General features: G+C 67.0%; 14 protein-coding genes. 6 read left to right on the top strand and 8 right to left on the bottom strand.

From position 1 onward, the window contains the following. Window positions 1–200 precede the first annotated feature (200 nt). Both ACTOWK_RS14280 and ACTOWK_RS14275 read right to left on the bottom strand, forming a co-directional pair. Window positions 201–1,664: a PKD domain-containing protein gene (locus ACTOWK_RS14280; RefSeq protein WP_441330788.1), complete on the bottom strand. Its 1,464-nt coding sequence runs from the start codon at window positions 1,662–1,664 to the stop codon at window positions 201–203. Window positions 1,665–2,111: 447 nt separating this feature from the next. Next, complete coding sequence (locus tag ACTOWK_RS14275; protein WP_441330787.1) at window positions 2,112–2,315, bottom strand: hypothetical protein; 204 nt, start codon at window positions 2,313–2,315, stop codon at window positions 2,112–2,114. Between the two features lie 119 nt (window positions 2,316–2,434). On the opposite strand from ACTOWK_RS14275, the gene prmC reads away from it, so the two are divergent. Together prmC and pip are read left to right on the top strand one after the other, a co-directional pair. After that, entirely contained in the window at window positions 2,435–3,298 is an 864-nt protein-coding gene (gene prmC, locus ACTOWK_RS14270; RefSeq protein WP_441330786.1) for a peptide chain release factor N(5)-glutamine methyltransferase, read from the top strand. An 85-nt stretch (window positions 3,299–3,383) separates the two neighbouring features. Then, on the top strand, window positions 3,384–4,325 hold the full coding sequence (gene pip, locus ACTOWK_RS14265) for a prolyl aminopeptidase (RefSeq protein WP_441330785.1): 942 nt from the start codon (window positions 3,384–3,386) through the stop codon (window positions 4,323–4,325). 1,115 nt (window positions 4,326–5,440) lie between these two features. Here the strand turns inward: pip and ACTOWK_RS14260 are convergent. From ACTOWK_RS14260 to ACTOWK_RS14250, 3 genes are all read right to left on the bottom strand, one after another. Beyond that, a complete protein-coding gene (locus ACTOWK_RS14260; RefSeq protein ID WP_441330797.1) occupies window positions 5,441–5,935 on the bottom strand; it encodes an NUDIX hydrolase in 495 nt (164 codons plus the stop codon). Between the two features lie 141 nt (window positions 5,936–6,076). Then, window positions 6,077–7,006 (bottom strand): 5'-3' exonuclease, encoded by a 930-nt coding sequence (locus ACTOWK_RS14255; protein ID WP_441330784.1) that lies wholly within the window; start codon window positions 7,004–7,006, stop codon window positions 6,077–6,079. 24 nt (window positions 7,007–7,030) lie between these two features. Next, window positions 7,031–7,615: a nitroreductase family protein gene (locus tag ACTOWK_RS14250; protein WP_441330783.1), complete on the bottom strand. Its 585-nt coding sequence runs from the start codon at window positions 7,613–7,615 to the stop codon at window positions 7,031–7,033. Between the two features lie 126 nt (window positions 7,616–7,741). Between ACTOWK_RS14250 and ACTOWK_RS14245 the strand changes: the two genes are divergently transcribed. Beyond that, entirely contained in the window at window positions 7,742–10,060 is a 2,319-nt protein-coding gene (locus ACTOWK_RS14245) for a DUF1631 family protein (RefSeq protein WP_441330782.1), read from the top strand. Window positions 10,061–10,257: 197 nt separating this feature from the next. Further along, window positions 10,258–11,367: an NAD(P) transhydrogenase subunit alpha gene (locus ACTOWK_RS14240; RefSeq protein ID WP_441330781.1), complete on the top strand. Its 1,110-nt coding sequence runs from the start codon at window positions 10,258–10,260 to the stop codon at window positions 11,365–11,367. Between the two features lie 1,161 nt (window positions 11,368–12,528). Here ACTOWK_RS14240 and ACTOWK_RS14235 read toward each other — a convergent pair. From ACTOWK_RS14235 to ACTOWK_RS14225, 3 genes are read right to left on the bottom strand one after another with little or no spacing between them, the layout of a single operon-like run. Continuing rightward, window positions 12,529–13,020: a DUF3106 domain-containing protein gene (locus ACTOWK_RS14235; protein WP_441330780.1), complete on the bottom strand. Its 492-nt coding sequence runs from the start codon at window positions 13,018–13,020 to the stop codon at window positions 12,529–12,531. A gap of 5 nt (window positions 13,021–13,025) precedes the next feature. Then, window positions 13,026–13,457 carry a hypothetical protein gene (locus ACTOWK_RS14230; RefSeq protein WP_441330779.1) on the bottom strand — a complete coding sequence of 144 codons (432 nt, stop codon included), beginning with the start codon at window positions 13,455–13,457 and terminating at the stop codon, window positions 13,026–13,028. Continuing rightward, window positions 13,454–14,008: an RNA polymerase sigma factor gene (locus ACTOWK_RS14225; RefSeq protein WP_441330796.1), complete on the bottom strand. Its 555-nt coding sequence runs from the start codon at window positions 14,006–14,008 to the stop codon at window positions 13,454–13,456. Before ACTOWK_RS14225 ends, ACTOWK_RS14230 begins: the two co-directional genes overlap by 4 nt. A 265-nt stretch (window positions 14,009–14,273) precedes the next feature. Between ACTOWK_RS14225 and ACTOWK_RS14220 the strand changes: the two genes are divergently transcribed. Both ACTOWK_RS14220 and ACTOWK_RS14215 read left to right on the top strand, forming a co-directional pair. Then, window positions 14,274–14,570: an NAD(P) transhydrogenase subunit alpha gene (locus tag ACTOWK_RS14220; protein ID WP_441330778.1), complete on the top strand. Its 297-nt coding sequence runs from the start codon at window positions 14,274–14,276 to the stop codon at window positions 14,568–14,570. 133 nt (window positions 14,571–14,703) lie between these two features. Continuing rightward, a complete protein-coding gene (locus ACTOWK_RS14215) occupies window positions 14,704–16,137 on the top strand; it encodes an NAD(P)(+) transhydrogenase (Re/Si-specific) subunit beta (protein WP_441330777.1) in 1,434 nt (477 codons plus the stop codon). Window positions 16,138–16,218 lie beyond the last annotated feature (81 nt).

Genomic DNA, 16,218 nt, shown 5'->3' with positions numbered 1-16,218 from the left:
TCGTATACCGGTACCTTGGGCCACCAACGACATGATCGCGCCGCGTTCTTCAGCGCTCAGCTGACTGTAGTTTCTTCCCATTCACGACGTCTCACCTCAGGTGTTGCACTTGAGCTTAGAGACCGCCGTTTGCCCGGGAAACTACCGTGCCACCGTAGCTAACCGCCATGCCGGCCGCTTGCCGGCGCTAATGCCCAACCTCATCGCACCTCGAACTCATAAATCCGCGTTGCCGGGTCGCCGTTCTGGGTCGGGGTGCTGATGTTGAGCTTGATGTAGCGGGCCGAGGTGGCGCTGATCGAATGGGTCGAGGTGCTGGCGGTGTTGGCGCTCACCGTGACCGGAGTGCTCCAGGTACTGGCATTGGTCGAGGTCTGGATGGTGAAGGCCTTGGTGTTCCAGGACGTCGATTCGCCGCCTGCGCCGGCATGCTTGACCACGAAGCTGCTGACGGTCTGCGCCGATCCCAGGTCGACCTGCAGCCACGAGGACGACGCCAGCGAACAGAACTTGTCGGTGTTGCCGCCGGAGGTGCTGCCGTTGACGGCCTTGGCCGGGCCTTCGTTGCTGTTGCAGGCGGTCGAACCGGTGGCCGGTTTGTTGAGGGCGAGGTTGACGTTGCCGCTCCCGACCGAGACGGTCTGGGTCTTGGTGTGGGTCGCGCCGCCGTTGTCGGTCACGGTCAGGCTGACGGTGTAATTGCCGGCGCTGGCGTAGGCGTGGCTCGGGTTGGTCGCGGTCGACGTGGAGCCGTCGCCGAAATTCCAGCTGCGCGAGGCGATGCTGCCGTCGCTGTCGGTCGAGGAATCGCTGAAGTTCGCGGTCAGGCCGCTGATGCTGACGCCGAAGTTCGCCACTGGTGCGGTATTGCCGCTGACGGCGTTGTTGATGGCGGCGGCGTATTGCGCGGTGGTGCCCTGCGCCCAGCATTTCTGGATGTCGTCGTACAGCCACAGGAAGCCGCCGCTGATGCCGGCGCTGGTCTTCCAGCCGGCCATGCGGGTCTGCACCTGCGCGGGGCTGTCGCCGGACGTGCAGCCGGTGCCGTGCTTGGTCCACAAGCCCGGCATCACGGTCATGCCCATCGCCGTGTTCCAGCTCGCCGGGTCGTTGCCGGCGCCGCCGTCGTAGACCTGCAGGTAGATGCGGTCGACCGAGGCGCCGAGGTTGTCCTTGACCCCTCTCCAAAAGCTCGTGTTGGTGTACGGCGCGAAAGTGATCTTGTAGCCGAGCCCGACCAGCATCTGGCCGAACTTGGTGGTGTCGGCGACGTTGTAATGGCTTTCGTCGTCGAAGTTGACGGCGTCTGCGCCGCTGGCGTTCTTGAGCGCCTGGAAATTGCGGTAAAGGATGCTGGTGCTGCCGGTGCCGCAGACGATGGTGGTGCCGCAGCCGGCAGCGGTGCCGTTGGCCAGGTTGGCCATGCGTTCGAAGTCGGGCACGCCCCAGGCGCCGATCGAGACTTCCACCCGCTTGACCGAGGTCGGTGCGGTCTTCAACGAAGCCAGCCGTGCCGGCCAATCGGCATCGGCGCCCGTATACGCGCCGTTCTTGACGATCGGGATGTCGTTGTAGACCAGGTCGCCGTTGGCCTCGATGTGGACGCTCCACAGGAACACCGTGGTGAAGCCGGGTCGCCGTTGGCCTCGATGTGGACGCTCCACAGGAACACCGTGGTGAAGCCGGAATTGCGCAGGTCGTTGATCACGGTCTGGCCGCCGGAATAGAACGGACCACCGCCGAAGATCGCCGACTCGGCCGCGGCCGCGGTCGGCGCGACGGCGACCAAGGCCAGGGCGATCAAGGCCGGCAATACGCGCGAGACGGTTCGGGCCGTGGCGCCGGTGGAGTGGAGACGGGTCGGTAGGTGCTGGTTCGACTTCGGCATGAAACGATCCCCTGCAATGAACGTCACGGTGTGACGCGATGGCATCGATGCGCGCGGTTTGCGATGGCGAGCGATTGCGCTGCTACCGCCATGACGCGCTCCCTGTCGCCGATGGCGGCGACGCGGCCACATTGGGAGCGGTAAAATCGGCATGTCAATATTTGGATCGATTTAAATAAGGGTAAAAACGTTTAAACGCGGCCTGGCCAAGAGTTTTTCCCATTCAATCAAGGCGCTGCGCACGACGCCTGCGGATGGCAAAACCGGGATGCATCGTGCATCGCGTCGTCCAGACGCGCTGCGCCGCAACAGGCTTTCGCGCGAAGGCGGCGCCATCGGGCCGCAGATCCAGTGCGAATAACTGGCGCAGAAGCGGTGTGAACAACCGGTGCGAGCAACCAGCGTGAATAAAGTGTGCTTTCAGCATGCGGCGCGTGATCGAGGTATCGCCAAGGAGGGCGATTCGGCCATTGCGAGCTGCCCGGTGTGACCTGCTTGGCGAATCCGAATGCGCGCATCCGCAATCGCCTCGCGTACGATGCCGCGATGAATTCCCCCAGCGACCCCCATCACGACATCGGCGCCGAGCGTATCGACGCCGCGCTGTGTTCGGCACGGGCGCTGATCGGCCGCGGCGAAGCCGAGCTGCTGCTAGCGCATGCGCTGGAGCGGCCGCGCAGTTGGCTGTTCGCTCACGACGACCACGTGATGGACGCGGAGGTTGCCCAACGTTACCGCCGCCTGGTCGCGCGTCGCGTCGCCGGCGAACCGGTGGCTTATCTGCTCGGGCAGCGGGGCTTCTGGCGTTTCGACCTGGCGGTGACGCCGGCGACGCTGATCCCGCGCCCGGAGACCGAACGCCTGGTCGAACTGGCCTTGGCCCGGTTGCCCGAAGACTGCGACCTCGCGGTCGCCGACCTCGGCACCGGCAGTGGCGCGATCGCGCTGGCGCTGGCCTTCGAGCGGCCGCGCGCGCGGGTGGTCGCGGTCGACTTCAGTATGGATGCGCTCGAGGTCGCGCGCGCGAATGCCGCCTCGCTGCAGCTGGGCAATGTCGAGTTCCGCCATGGCGACTGGTTCGCGCCGTTGGCCGGCGAGCGTTTCGACCTGATCGCGAGCAACCCGCCGTATATCGAGGACGACGACATCCACTTGCAGCAGGGCGACCTGCGGCACGAACCGCGCAGCGCGCTGGCTTCGGGCGCCGACGGGCTCGATGCGATCCGCGTCATCGCCTGCGATGCGCCCATGCATTTGCAGCCGGGCGGCTGGTTGCTGATCGAACACGGCTGGGAGCAGGGCGCTGCGGTGCGCGCCTTGTTGAGCGCGGCCGGCCTGGTCGATGCGGTTACCGAACGCGACCTGGAAGACCGCGACCGCGTCAGTCTGGCGCGCAAGCCCGGCGCCTGAGACCCGCGTCGCCGACGCCCGATCCGGTCACGCCATCGCGGCCGGCTCCCGTTAGACTTCCCGCATCCCGAATGCGAGGCCTGCGATGCGCACGCTCTATCCCGAGATCGAACCCTTCGACACCGGCACGATCCAGGTCGACGACCGCCACACCCTGTACTACGAACAGTGCGGCAACCCCGACGGCAAGCCGGTGGTGTTGCTGCACGGCGGCCCCGGCGCCGGTTGCAGCCCGAAGATGCGGCGCTTCCACGACCCGGCCAAGTACCGCATCGTGTTGTTCGATCAGCGCGGCAGCGGCCGTTCGACCCCGCATGCCGACCTCGTCGACAACGGCACCTGGGAACTCGTCGCCGACATCGAAAAGCTGCGCGCCAAGCTCGGCATCGATCGTTGGCAGGTGTTCGGCGGCTCCTGGGGCTCGACCCTGGCGCTGGCCTATGCCGAAACCCATCCGCAGCGCGTGACCGAGCTGGTTCTGCGCGGCATCTTCATGCTGCGCCGTTGGGAGCTGGAATGGTTCTACCAGGAAGGCGCCTCGCGCCTGTTCCCGGATGCGTGGGAGCACTACGTCAACGCGATTCCGTCGGTCGAACGCCACGACCTGATCAGCGCGTTCCATCGCCGTCTGACCAGCGAGGACGAGAAGACCCGCCTCGACGCCGCGCGCGCCTGGAGCGTGTGGGAAGGCGCGACCAGCTTCCTGCATGTCGACGACGACTTCGTCAGCGGCCACGAAGACGCGAAGTTCGCGCTCGCGTTCGCCCGCATCGAGAACCACTACTTCGTCAACGGCGGCTTCTTCGAAGTCGAAGACCAACTGCTGCGCGACGCGCACAAGATCGCCGACATCCCGGGCATGATCGTGCACGGCCGTTACGACGTGGTCTGCCCGGTGCAGAACGCCTGGGAACTCAAGAAGGCCTGGCCGAAGGCCGAGCTGACGATCACCCCGGCGTCGGGTCATTCGGCATTCGAGGACGAGAATGTGGATGCCTTGGTGCAGGCGACGGATCGGTTTGCTTGATGCGGTTCTGCTGAGTGCTGCGTTCGCACAGGATTTTGTAGGAGCGGCGTGAGCCGCGACCAAGGGACGTGCAGGACTGGCAACGTAGATGTAGTGCATCGAAGCGGCGCTCTGCCGCAGGGTAGGAGCGGTGCAAGCCGCGACCGCGGGGCGCGGTAGCTGCGTTGCCGCATGGCCGTCCTGCCATAGCTGTTGCAGTTGCAGTTGCTGTTGCTGTTGCTGTTGCTGTTGCTGTTGCTGTTGCTGTGCGCAGCCTGGCACTAGCGAAGGCAGTAGAAGACTCGGAGGGCGGCCCGCAGGGATGCGGGCCGTTTTTCATCGGGACAGGGATGTCCCGTATGTAGATCCCTGCGTCGGCTCCGAGCGAACGGGCCTGTGATTCAAAACAAAGCAACTTCTTTGGTTAGCTTTCTTTTGTTGCTTTAGACAAAAGAAAGTAACCCGCCGCTTTAGTGGCGGAAGCTTTTGGCGTTTGATCTGGATCCTGATTTTGCTTGAGCGAACCACCGCGAGACCGAAGCAACGCGGTCGCGGCTTGCGCCGCTCCTACCCTGCGACGATGCACTCCTTTGGTCGATGACGAAGACGTTGCGGACTCTACGCGTCCTGTGGTCGCGATTTACGTCGCTCCTACAGGGACGGATTCGTAGCGACACGCTGATGGCGTGGCTTCAGGGTAGGAGCGACGCAAGTCGCGACCGTGTCGTCGCCCGCCGCCTCGTTTCTTAACGCAGGGCGGCGAAGCTCACGGCAAGAGCAACGCAGGGCGGCGAAGCTCACGGCAAGAGCAGAGCTTCCGTCCGCTGACGCGGCCGGGTTACTTTCTTTTGCTGGCCCAAAAGAAAGCTAACCAAAGAAAAGGCCTTCCTTGCAAGGGCACAAGCCCGCACGAGCGATGCCGACGCAGGGATGCTCCAGACAGGCCATCCATGGCCTGCTTGCGCACGGCCCGCATCCTTGCGGGCCGCCCTGCGGGTCAGCTATTGACCGGCAAAGCGCAGATCAAAATCTGGGCAACGGCAACGGCAACGGCAACGGCAACGGCAAAGGACACGGCAATTGCCATGCTGTCGCCGTCGTTACGACGCCGAGGCCTCGTCAGACGAACCCTTCGCTCAGGCGGCGCTGCCGTCCGGGTTGCGTTCGATCATCCACAGGCCGGCCCAGAGCTTCAGGTCGAGCTCGAAGCCTTCGGCCTGTTTGCGCATCAGCCAGGCCGGGGCATCGGCACGCGGGACTTCGTGGACGAGGATGTCTTCGCCATCGACGCCGCCGCCGTCGCCGACTTTGCGCAAACCGGTGGCGCGGACGAAGGCGATGCGTTCGCTGCTCATGCCGGCCGAGGTCGGGCCGGTCAGCAGCACTTCGACGCGGGCCGGTTCCCAGCCGGTTTCCTCGACCAACTCGCGGCTCGCGGCCGATTCGAGGGTGTCGTGGGCATGGTCGTCGCCGACCAGGCCGGCCGGCATTTCGATGGTGCGCGCGGCCAGCGGGACGCGGTACTGCTCGACGAACAGGATCCGGTCCTCCGGCGTCACTGCGACGATGATCACCGCCATGCCCTTGCCGTGGGTGCGTTCGGCGTACTCCCAGTGGCCGCGGCGCATCATGCGCAGCCATTGGCCGTCGTACAGGGTTTCGACGCGTTCGGCGTCGTGCCCGTGGGCGTGTCGGTCGGAGTGTCCGTGGTCGGCTGGCGTCATTGCGTTCCTCGCGTCATCGCATCGCAGTCTTGTTGCAAGAGAAGGATGCTACGACGGAACCTGTGACGTCGCGAAGTCGAGTCCGACCGCTTCGTGCAGACGGCGGCGGGTCATCGGCCCGAAACGCAGGCGGTCGCACAGTTCCAGCAGGCCACTGGCGTCGGCCTGACCGCGCACGAAGTGGCCGCTGCTGTCGCCGAGTGGGGCGTCGATCGCGATCGTGGTCAGTTGCCGGCACAGCAGGGCCTGGGCGCGGTGTTCGCGTAGCCGCGCGGCCGCGCTGGCGGCGCCGCGCACACGCAGGAACGGCACTTCCTCGACCCGCGCAAGCAAGGCATCGAGGGTGTCGAAATGGCCGAGCAGGGCCGCGGCCGTCTTGGCGCCGATGCCGGGCACGCCGGGGATGTTGTCGACCGCATCGCCGGTCAGGGCCAGGTAGTCGGCGATCTGGCGCGCGAGCACGCCGTGCCGCGCCGGCACGCCTTCGGCGGTCCAGCGCTGGCCGCGGGCGAAGTCCCACTGCTCGTCGTGGCCGTCGAGCAACTGCGACAAGTCCTTGTCGGCCGAGACGATCACGCCGCGGTAGCCGTGTGCGCGCATGGTCGCGAGCGCGCTGCCGATCAAGTCGTCGGCTTCGTATTCGACATGGGCCAGCACCGACAGGCCGAGCGCGCTGCACAAGGCCTTGCAGTGGCCGAACTGGCGGCGCAGCGCTTCCGGCGCGGGATCGCGGTTGGCCTTGTAGGCCGGGTACAGGGCATTGCGGAAGCACGAATCCAGGGCTTCGTCGAAGGCGATCGCGATGTGGCGCGGGCGCTCGCGTTCGATCAGCTCGAGCAGGAAGCGGGCGAAGCCGTGGACGGCATTGGTCGGCCAGCCTTCGGCGTCCTGGAACTCGTCCGGGATCGAATGCCAGGCGCGAAAGACGTAGAGGCTGGCGTCGACCAGATAAAGCGGAGTGCGCGGCGCGGTAGTCATGGCGTCATTCAAACACGCGGCCGCTCAGGCCGGCGACCAGATCTGGGTCAGATCGGCCGGATTCGGGCGGTCGCGCTCGGGCGCGTCGAGCTTGGGCGTGCCGATATGGATGAAACCGGTGATGCGTTCCTCGGCAGCCAGGCCCAGCCAGTGCTTGACCTGCTCGTCGTAAGCCGGCCAGCCGGTCAGCCAGACCGCGCCGAAGCCGAAGGCCTGCGCCGCCTGCAGCAGGGCGAAGCAGACACAGCCGGCGGTGAGGGTGCGCTCGAACTCGGGGATCTTTTCATCCGGCCCCAGGCGGGCGATCACCGCGACGATTATCGGCGCGTGAGAAAAGCGTGTGCGATCTTTCTCTACGGCGCTGGCGCCGGCCTCGGGAAACAGTTCGATGCCGCGCGCGGCGACGCGTTCGCCGAGCACGTGGCGGCCGTCGCCGCGCAGGACCAGGAAGCGGAAGGGCACGCGCTTGCCGTGGTCGGGCACGCGGACGGCGGACTGCAACATACGCTGTAGCGTCGATTCGTCCGGTCCAGGGGCGGAAAGTTGCTTCGCCGGTACCGAACGTCGGCTATCGAGCGCGCGCAGCAAGTCGAGATCATTGGGTTGCATGGAAGACAAATTGACTCCTGTCACAAAAATGAACGGCGAAGCATTAATGGACGCATCTTGGCACTATCCTGCAGAGGCAGTCGGAAACCGACGCGCCTGCGTCAAGCATCCAGGGGAACTTCGTTAGTGTCCGGTCATTTGCACGGCGTCGCTCAGACCACGCGCACCGACCCGTCGCGCGTGCTCGAAGAAATCAAACGACAGACGCTCGAGCAACTCGGGGGGCTGCCGGGCACCCTGTACGCGCCGATCGAAGAAGCCCTGAAGGCCGAGTCGCTGAAAGGCGACGGCCGCAACCACCAATACGAAGACCAGGCCGCATTGTGGGTCCTGCGCCAGCAGCAGGCCAGTCATGTCATGGCGTTTCGGCAGCAGGTCGGGCTCGGTTTCGAGGCTTTCCGCGCGCCGGCCTCGGCGGTCGGCGGGCTCGGCGGTTCGCCGCTGCAACTGGTCGGCGAGCAGCAACTGGCTTTCGACCTCGACGGCGAACGCCTGACCGAATCGCTGGAACAGCGTTATCTGCGCCCGCTGGAGATGGTCCAGGGCCGGCTCAAGATGCTGTCGGCCTCGATCGGCACGCCGACCGGCATCAATCCCTTCGGCCCTTACCGGCTGGTCAAGGCCTTCATCTCGGTCTACGCCGAAACCCAGGTCACCGAAAGCCTGCGAGTCCGCCTGTTCCGCGAGTACGAACACGAACTCGCGCGGCTGCTCGGCGATCTCTACGGCCGGGTCAATAACTTGCTGGCGACCGCGGGTTACGGCGTCGGTCTGGGCGCGCCCGGCGCGCCGGTACGCGCGGCCGAAGAACGGCGCGAGCGCAACACGCTCGACGACGTATTCGACACCGTGCCTCATCGCGAGTCTTCGACGCCTATGCACGATTACAACGCCGCGATGGGCGGCTATGGCGGCGAAAGCCATGCCGCTCATGCCGGCCATCCGGGCGGAGCGCGCGCGCCGAACTACGGCGGCCAGGACCCGTCGCAACCGGTCTCGCAGGCCGACGTCGCGGCGATGGCGAGCGAACTGGCCGAACTGCGCTCGCAACTGCACGCCTGGCGCGAAGGCCTGGTCAAGTCCGGCGGGCTGCCGCCCGCGCACATGCCGCAGCGCTCGATGGCGCCGCGGCGCGAGCTGCGGGTCGACGAAGTCGTCGGCATGGCCTCGCTGCTGCAGCCCGAGCCGCCGGACGCCTATGCCCGCGCGCTGGCGGTGTCCGGGCGCCTGGGCGAGACCATCCGCGACCAGCTCTACGACGGCGCGCGGCGGCTCGGTTTCAATCCGGACCAGACTTGCTTCAGCGCCGAGGAAGACGACGCGATCGACCTGGTCGCGCTGTTGTTCGACTCGCTGTTCCGCAACCACGCCCTGCAGGACCGCGCACGCCGCGTCTATGCGCGTCTGGTCATGCCCTATGTCAAGGTCGCGCTGACCGACAACGAAGTGTTCGTCAAACGCGAACACCCGGCGCGGCGCCTGCTTGATGCGATCACCGAAGCCTGCGAAGGCAACGACGGCGAGACGCCGCAGGACCGCGATCTGCTCGAACGCGCCTCGTCGATTTCGCAGCGCATCGTTTCCGACTACAACGAAGACCTCGCGGTGTTCGAGTTGGCCCATGCCGAACTCGACGCCTTGCTGGCGCAGCACCGGCGCCGCATCGAATTGCAGGAACAGCGCGCGGCCAAGGCCACTTACGGCCGCGAGCGCCTCGGCGCGGCGCGCGGCCAGGCCGATGCGGCGGTGCGCGAGCGCATCGGCGAAGCGCGCCTGACCCAGGCGGTCGCCGATTTCCTCGCCACGCCCTGGCGCCACCACATGGTCCAGGTGCTGTTGCGCGAGAACGAAGATCCCAAGCGCCGCGCGCAGGCGCTGGCGCTCGGCGATGCCTTGGTCATGGCCGATCGCCTCGCCGCCGAGAACCGCGGCCGCGAACTGGCCGACCAATTGCTCGCCCTGCAGCCGATCATCGTGCAGTGCCTGGCGAGTTCCGGCCTCGACGACAGCGCCGCCCAGCACGGCATGGCCGGCCTGGTGCGCGCCCTGGTCACACCGGACAACGAACGCGCCGAGCATCCCTTGCCGAGCTCGGCCGAGGTCGAGGAAGACGTCGCCGAGGAACGCCGGCTTTATCTCGCTGCCGGCAGCACCTCGGCCAATCACGATCCCTTGCTGGCCGAACGCATGCGCCAGCTCGAACCCGGCGACTGGTTGCGGCTGACCAACACCCAGGGCGAGACCATCGCGGTCAAGGTCGCCTGGAGCAGTCCGCTGACCTCGCGCTTCCTGCTGGTCAACCGCCGCGGCGTACGCGCGCTGGTCGCCTCGGCCGAAGAGTTGGCGACGCTGGCCTCGGCCGGCCGTCTCGTGGTCGGCGCCGAGCGCACCGCGTTCGACGAAGCCATGCGCCAGGTGCGCCGGCATCTGGACCGGGTGATCTGAGCCCGGCCGCGGCGCCGGTCAGCCGCCGCGTCGTCTCGACCCCGACCCGCCGCAAGGCGGGTTTCGCATATCTGGTTCGCCGAGCACATTCGATCCGGGCGTTCGATCCGGGCATTGGGTCGTGTTGCCGGGTCATCGAGATCGCACGGCCGCCGGTCATTCCGCTACGATGCGGCGAACGGGGCACGGAGCGAAGCATGTCGGGCATCACGATTGGCGTTGCGAGCGAGACGGCGGTTGGCGAGAAGCGCGTGGCGCTGACGCCGGAAACCTGCAAGAAACTGGTCGCTCGAGGTGCGCGCGTGCGCATCCAGCGCGGCGCCGGACGTGCCGCCAGCTTTACCGACGAGGCCTATGTCCAGGCCGGGGCGGAACTGGCCGACGATGCCGCCGCGGCCCTGGGCCAGGCGGACGTCGTGTTGTGCGTGCAATCGCCCGATCCGGCCCGGCTGAGCGCCTTGCGCGAAGGCGCCGCCCTGGTCGGCCTGTTGGCGCCGCAGGCCGACGCCGCCCGCGGCGAGGCCATCGTCGCCCACCGCCTGCAAGCCTTCCCGCTCGAACGCCTGCCGCGCACCACCCGCGCCCAGGCCATGGACGTGCTGAGCTCGCAGGCCGGCATGGCCGGCTACAAGGCGGTGCTGATCGCCGGCCAGCTGGCACCGCGCTTCTTCCCGATGCTGACTACTGCGGCCGGCACGATCCGCCCCTCGAAGGTGTTGATCGTCGGTGCCGGCGTCGCCGGTCTGCAGGCGATCGCCACGGCCAAGCGCCTGGGCGCCCAGGTCGAGGGCTTCGACGTGCGCCCGGAAACGCGCGAACAGATCGAATCGCTCGGCGGCAAGTTCCTCGATCTCGGCGTCAACGCCGCGGGCGAAGGCGGCTATGCGCGCCAGCTCACCGAGGAGGAACGCGCCGAACAACAGCGCCGGCTCGGCGAGCATCTCAAGAACATCGACGTGATCGTCTGCACCGCCGCCGTGCCGGGACGCCCGGCGCCGAAGATCGTGACCGCGGCGATGATCGCCGGCATGAAACCGGGCAGCGTGCTGGTCGACCTGGCTGCCGAAACCGGCGGCAATTGCGAACTCACCCGTCCGGGCGAGACCATCGACGTCGAAGGCGTCACCATCGCCGGCCCCTTGAACCTCGCCAGCAGCGGCGCGGTCCATGCCAGCGAGATGTACGCCCGCAACGTATTCAATTTCGTCAGCCTGTTCGTCAACGACGGTGCGGTGACCTACGACTGGAACGACGAGTTGTTGGCGAAAACCGTGTGGCCGGAACGGCCGGCGGCTGCGGCGACGTAAAACCTTCGAGGGCGTCATCATTCGCTGCGGCTCCTTTGTAGGAGCGGCGTGAGCCGCGATCGCGGGACGCGCAGAGGTAGCAAGGCCGATGTCACCCCCTCGAAGCGGTGCACTTTCGCCGGGGTAGGAGCGACGCAAGTCGCGACCGCGCTACGACGGTCTTGCGGCGCCTCTCTCAAGCAAGATCAAGATCAAACGCTAAGAGCTTCCGCCGCTAAAGCGGCGGGTTACTTTCTTTTGTCTAAAGCAACAAAAAGAAAGCTAACCAAAGAAGTTGCTTTGTTTTGAATCACAGGCCTGCACGAGCGATGCATCCGCAGGGATTTTTAATACGGGACATCCCTGTCCCGATGAAAAACGGCGCGCATCCGTGCGCGCCGCCCTTCGGGTCTTCGGTTGCCTTCGCGAGTGCGAAGCGACGCACAGCAACAGCAATAGCAACGACAACAGCAACGACGATTGCGGCTGCGGGTCTCTGGTGTGCGGCTTCTGGGTAGGAGCGGCGCAAGCCGCGACCGCGAATCTGCGGCCGTCGGCGCGGGCAATCGGGGTTGCGTGGTCGCGGCTTGCGCCGCTCCTACCCAAGAGCGACCGCGTCGCCGTTAAGAGAGCTTGGCGAAGCTTCGAATTGCGATGCAACCGTAGACCCGTAGGGCGGCGCACAGGACGTGCGCCGTTTTTCGATAAGACAGGGACGTCTTATCGAAAAATCCCGGCGGACGCACCGAACTCGCAGGGGAGCTTCGTCAAGGAAGGCCTCTCTTTGGTTAGCTTTGACCGAAGGAACTCCCTGTGGGACTTTTGGGCCAGCAAAAGAAAGTAACCCGGCCGCGTTAGCGGACGGAAGCTTTAGATGTTGCACCGCTCTGCGGCAAGAAGCGCGGCAACCGCCACAGCGCGGTCGCGGCTTATGCCCGAAGGAAATCCCGTGGGACGCCGCTCCTACAGAGGCAGCCGGTGACGCAGCGAAGTTGAGGCGGCGCGGTCGCGGCTTGCGCGGCTCCTACCCCGCGATAGCTCATGGCTTCGATCAGTGACGTTAGCGCTGCGATGTCTGCGCATCCCGTGGTCGCGGCTTACGCCGCTCCTACAGGGGAGGCGACGCAACCACGAGAGCGCCACCGCGCACCCTGGCGCCGCCACGAGCGGCGCTGCACACACTCAATCACGCGGCGGATGCGGCCGATCCGGCTTCGGCGGCGCCGGATTGGCCTGGACCCAGGCGCGGCGTTGTTCCGGGCTCATGCCGCGCCACTTCGCCATCAGGGCGCGCCGGCCTTCGTCGTCGAGGCCGTGCATCTTGGCGTACAGGGCGCGCATCTGGCCGCGGTCCTCCGGGCTCATATGCTCCCAGCGCTTCATGCCGCGGCGCGCGTTCTGGCGCTCGTCCGGGGTCATCTGCTGCCAGCGGCGGGCGTGCTCGAACATGCGCTGGCGCTCGTCGGGCGAGTTGTTCCAGCGATCGCGCATCGGGGCGATCAACTGTTCGCGCTGGGCCTGGCTGAGTTGCTCCCAGGCCGGCAGCGGCGCGCTGGCGCGGCCGGGGGCCGGCGGGTCGCCGGCGAAAGCCGGGGCGACGGCAAACAGGGCCAGGGCGGCGAGGATCAGGCCGAGGCGGCGACTCGTGAAGGTGCGGTGGAAGGTGCGGCGCATGGCGCTTACTCCTGGGGATTCGGCAGGGCGTCGCCGTTGGACGCCAGCCACAGGTAAAGGTCGGGATTCTCGTCGAGCGCGGCGACCGCGGTGTCGGGGTCGTAGACCGCGTCGGCCGCCGCGGCGTTGGCCACGGCCGGGGCCGATTCGGGCACGGCGGGTGCGCCGCCGTTGCCTCCGACGAACTGCAGGCCCAGAACGAGGGCAAACGCGGCCACGCCGCCGCTGGCCAGGGCCCAGCCGAGCACGCCGGATCGGCGCACCGGTGCGGCCGCGGCTTCGCTGCGGATGCTGCGCAGGCGGGCGCGGGTCTGCGGGGTCACCTGCTCGACGGCGCGTGCGTGCAGGGCGCGCATGGCCTGGTCGAAGCGCTGGTCGCGGTCCGCGGCAAGGTGAAGCTGAGAGCCCGCCGTGGGCTGTTGGTTCGGGGTTGTCATCGCCATTCCTCCAATTGCCGCTGCAGGGCTTCGCGCGCGCGCGACAGATGGGTTTTCACCGCGCCTTCGCTGCAACCCATCGCCCGCGCGGTCGTGGCGACGTCGAGTTCTTCCAGGATCCGCAGGCTGAAAGCCTCGCGTTGCCTGCGCGGCAGCTTGGCCAGCGCGTCGCTCAGACGCGCATAGGCTTCGCGGCCGTCGTGGGTACGCTGCGGGTCGGGGCCGTCGTCGGCCCAGTCCAGCGGCGCGTCGTCTTCGCGCGGGGCCGGCGCCAGCCAGCGCAGGCGGAAGGTCCGTCGGCGCTGGATGTCGACGATCCGGCTGCGCAGGATGCTCCAGAACAGCGGGGTCCATTCCGAGGCCGGGCGCTCGCGATAGGCCAGCATCTTCATCATCGCGTCCTGGACTGCGTCGAGGGCGTCCTCGCGGTGGCGCAGGCCGAGCTCGGCGAAGCGGAACGCGCGCGTGCCCAGGCCGGCCAGGAAGGCCTCGATGGTCGCCGGCAGGCGCACGGCCGGCTCCGGCGGCCCGTCCCCGGGCCGCGGCGGCATGTCCTGGACCCGCGGATCGGCATCGATGCTCACGGTCTCCAGCATACGGGCGCCTGGCGGTTGCAGCACCTGGACGGCTCCTTAGTGTGCTGCGGCCGGGTGACGGGCGCGGCGGTCGGGCGGGGTCGGCATGAGGATTCCCGTGCGGCGGAATGTGCATTGCTTACGGAATCTGGCAACGCCCCGGCACCGGATCGGTTGACAACGCTGGCGCCGCATTCACGGCCGGTTATGATGCGGCAGACATCGCATGGGGAAAGAACGGATGAGCGACGGGTTCGTGGCGCTGTACATCTTCATGCTGGCGGGTATCGCCGGCCACGTAATCATCTCGCGGGTGCCGGTAATTCTGCACACACCGCTGATGTCGGGTTCCAACTTCATCCACGGCATCGTCCTGATCGGCGCGATCATCGTGCTGGGGCATGCCGACACCACCCTGGAAAAAGCCATCGGCTTCGTCGCCGTGCTGCTCGGCGCCGGCAATGCCGCCGGCGGCTACGTGGTGACCGAACGCATGTTGGAGATGTTCAAGTCCAGCAAGAAGGCGGGTGGCGCATGAACGGATATCTGCTGGAGAGCGGGACTCGGGACTCGGGACTCGGGACTCGCAACAGCGCCGAGAGCGCCCGGGATTTCGGCTTCGGACGCCGAGTCCCTAATCCCCATGCCCGAGTCCCGGCGGAGGCAAACGCATGATCTGGCTGGGTATCTTGGTCAAGTGCAGTTACCTCGTCGCCGCGACCCTGTTCCTGCTGGGTCTGCAGCGCATGGCTTCGCCGGTCACCGCGCGCAGCGGCATCCGCTGGGCCGGCGCGGGCATGGTCATCGCGACCGTGGCGACCTTCTTCCAGCCCGACCTGCACAACATGGGGCTGATCCTGCTGGCGGTCGGCATCGGCACGGCGCTGGCCTGGGTCTCGGGCAAGAAGGTCGCGATCACCGACATGCCGCAGATGGTCGCGCTGTACAACGGCATGGGCGGCGGTTCGGCGGCGGCGATCGGCGCTGTGGAACTGTTGCGCCTGTCGGCGCGCCTGCCGGCCGAGCCTTTGCACGCGCAGATCGAACGCGGTGTGATCGAGATGCAGACGCCGAACATCGCCCTGGTGCTGGCGGTGGTCGGCGCGGCGATCGGCGCGGTATCGCTGTCGGGTTCGGTGATCGCCTGGGCCAAGCTCGACGGGCGCCTGGACAAGCGCGTGGTGTTCCCCGGTCAGCAGATCTTCAACGGCCTGATCGCGTTGGCGATGGTGGTCTGCGGCATCGCCGCGGTGATGACCCTCAACGTGCCGGTGATCATCGCCTTCTTCGTGTTGGCCTTGCTGCTCGGCGTACTGATGACGCTGCCGATCGGCGGCGCCGACATGCCGGTGGTGATCTCGCTGTACAACGCCTTCACCGGCCTGGCCGTGGCCTTCGAGGGCTATGTGCTCGGCAACGAAGCGTTGATCATCGCCGGCACCATGGTCGGCGCGGCCGGCATGCTGCTGACGCGTTTGATGGCCAAGGCGATGAACCGCCCGATCAGCGGCGTGCTGTTCTCCAATTTCGGCGGTGGCGGCCAGGCGCAGGAAATCAGCGGCACCCAGAAGCCGATCGAAGCCGGCGACGTCGCCGCGATGATGGCCTTCGCCGAACGCGTGGTGATCGTGCCGGGCTACGGCCTGGCGGTGGCGCAGGCGCAGCACAAGATCTGGGAACTGACCCAGAAGCTGATCGAGCGCGGGGTCAAGGTGAAGTTCGCGATCCATCCGGTCGCCGGTCGCATGCCCGGCCACATGAACGTGCTGCTCGCCGAAGCCGGTGTGCCCTACGACATGATCGCCGACATGGACGACATCAACCCCGAGTTCGCCAACACCGACGTATCGCTGGTGATCGGCGCCAACGACGTGGTCAACCCGGTCGCCAAGACCGACCCGGCCTCGCCGATCTACGGCATGCCGATCCTCGACGTGGTCAATTCCAGGAACACGATCGTGATCAAGCGCGGCAAGGGCACGGGTTTCGCCGGCATCGAAAACGCGCTGTTCTACGCCGACAACACTCGCATGCTGTACGGCGACGGCGCGGAGATGGCTAGCGCGCTGGTCTCGGAACTGAAGGCGCTCGACGGCGGGCATTGAGTTGGCGGCACGGGCAGCGTCCGCCGCCGCGATGGCGGGGCGGCGCGGCTGTGCTGGGATTTTGATTTGCTCTCTCGCTCT

Origin of the sequence: Lysobacter sp. CA196, from assembly GCF_052078695.1 — a bacterium.
Taxonomy (GTDB): domain Bacteria; phylum Pseudomonadota; class Gammaproteobacteria; order Xanthomonadales; family Xanthomonadaceae; genus Lysobacter.
Note: the sequence above shows the minus strand (reverse complement) of the source record. Positions and strands in the feature narration are given on the sequence as shown.

Coding starts and splice junctions, on each gene's coding strand:
- ACTOWK_RS14220 (WP_441330778.1), top strand. CDS start 14,274: ATGAGCGACGGGTTCGTGGCGCTGTACATCTTCATGCTGGCGGGTATC.
- ACTOWK_RS14215 (WP_441330777.1), top strand. CDS start 14,704: ATGATCTGGCTGGGTATCTTGGTCAAGTGCAGTTACCTCGTCGCCGCG.
- ACTOWK_RS14250 (WP_441330783.1), bottom strand. CDS start 7,615: ATGCAACCCAATGATCTCGACTTGCTGCGCGCGCTCGATAGCCGACGT.
- ACTOWK_RS14230 (WP_441330779.1), bottom strand. CDS start 13,457: ATGACAACCCCGAACCAACAGCCCACGGCGGGCTCTCAGCTTCACCTT.
- ACTOWK_RS14275 (WP_441330787.1), bottom strand. CDS start 2,315: ATGCTGAAAGCACACTTTATTCACGCTGGTTGCTCGCACCGGTTGTTC.
- ACTOWK_RS14240 (WP_441330781.1), top strand. CDS start 10,258: ATGTCGGGCATCACGATTGGCGTTGCGAGCGAGACGGCGGTTGGCGAG.
- ACTOWK_RS14235 (WP_441330780.1), bottom strand. CDS start 13,020: ATGCGCCGCACCTTCCACCGCACCTTCACGAGTCGCCGCCTCGGCCTG.
- ACTOWK_RS14260 (WP_441330797.1), bottom strand. CDS start 5,935: ATGATGCGCCGCGGCCACTGGGAGTACGCCGAACGCACCCACGGCAAG.
- ACTOWK_RS14225 (WP_441330796.1), bottom strand. CDS start 14,008: ATGCCGCCGCGGCCCGGGGACGGGCCGCCGGAGCCGGCCGTGCGCCTG.
- prmC (WP_441330786.1), top strand. CDS start 2,435: ATGAATTCCCCCAGCGACCCCCATCACGACATCGGCGCCGAGCGTATC.
- pip (WP_441330785.1), top strand. CDS start 3,384: ATGCGCACGCTCTATCCCGAGATCGAACCCTTCGACACCGGCACGATC.
- ACTOWK_RS14255 (WP_441330784.1), bottom strand. CDS start 7,006: ATGACTACCGCGCCGCGCACTCCGCTTTATCTGGTCGACGCCAGCCTC.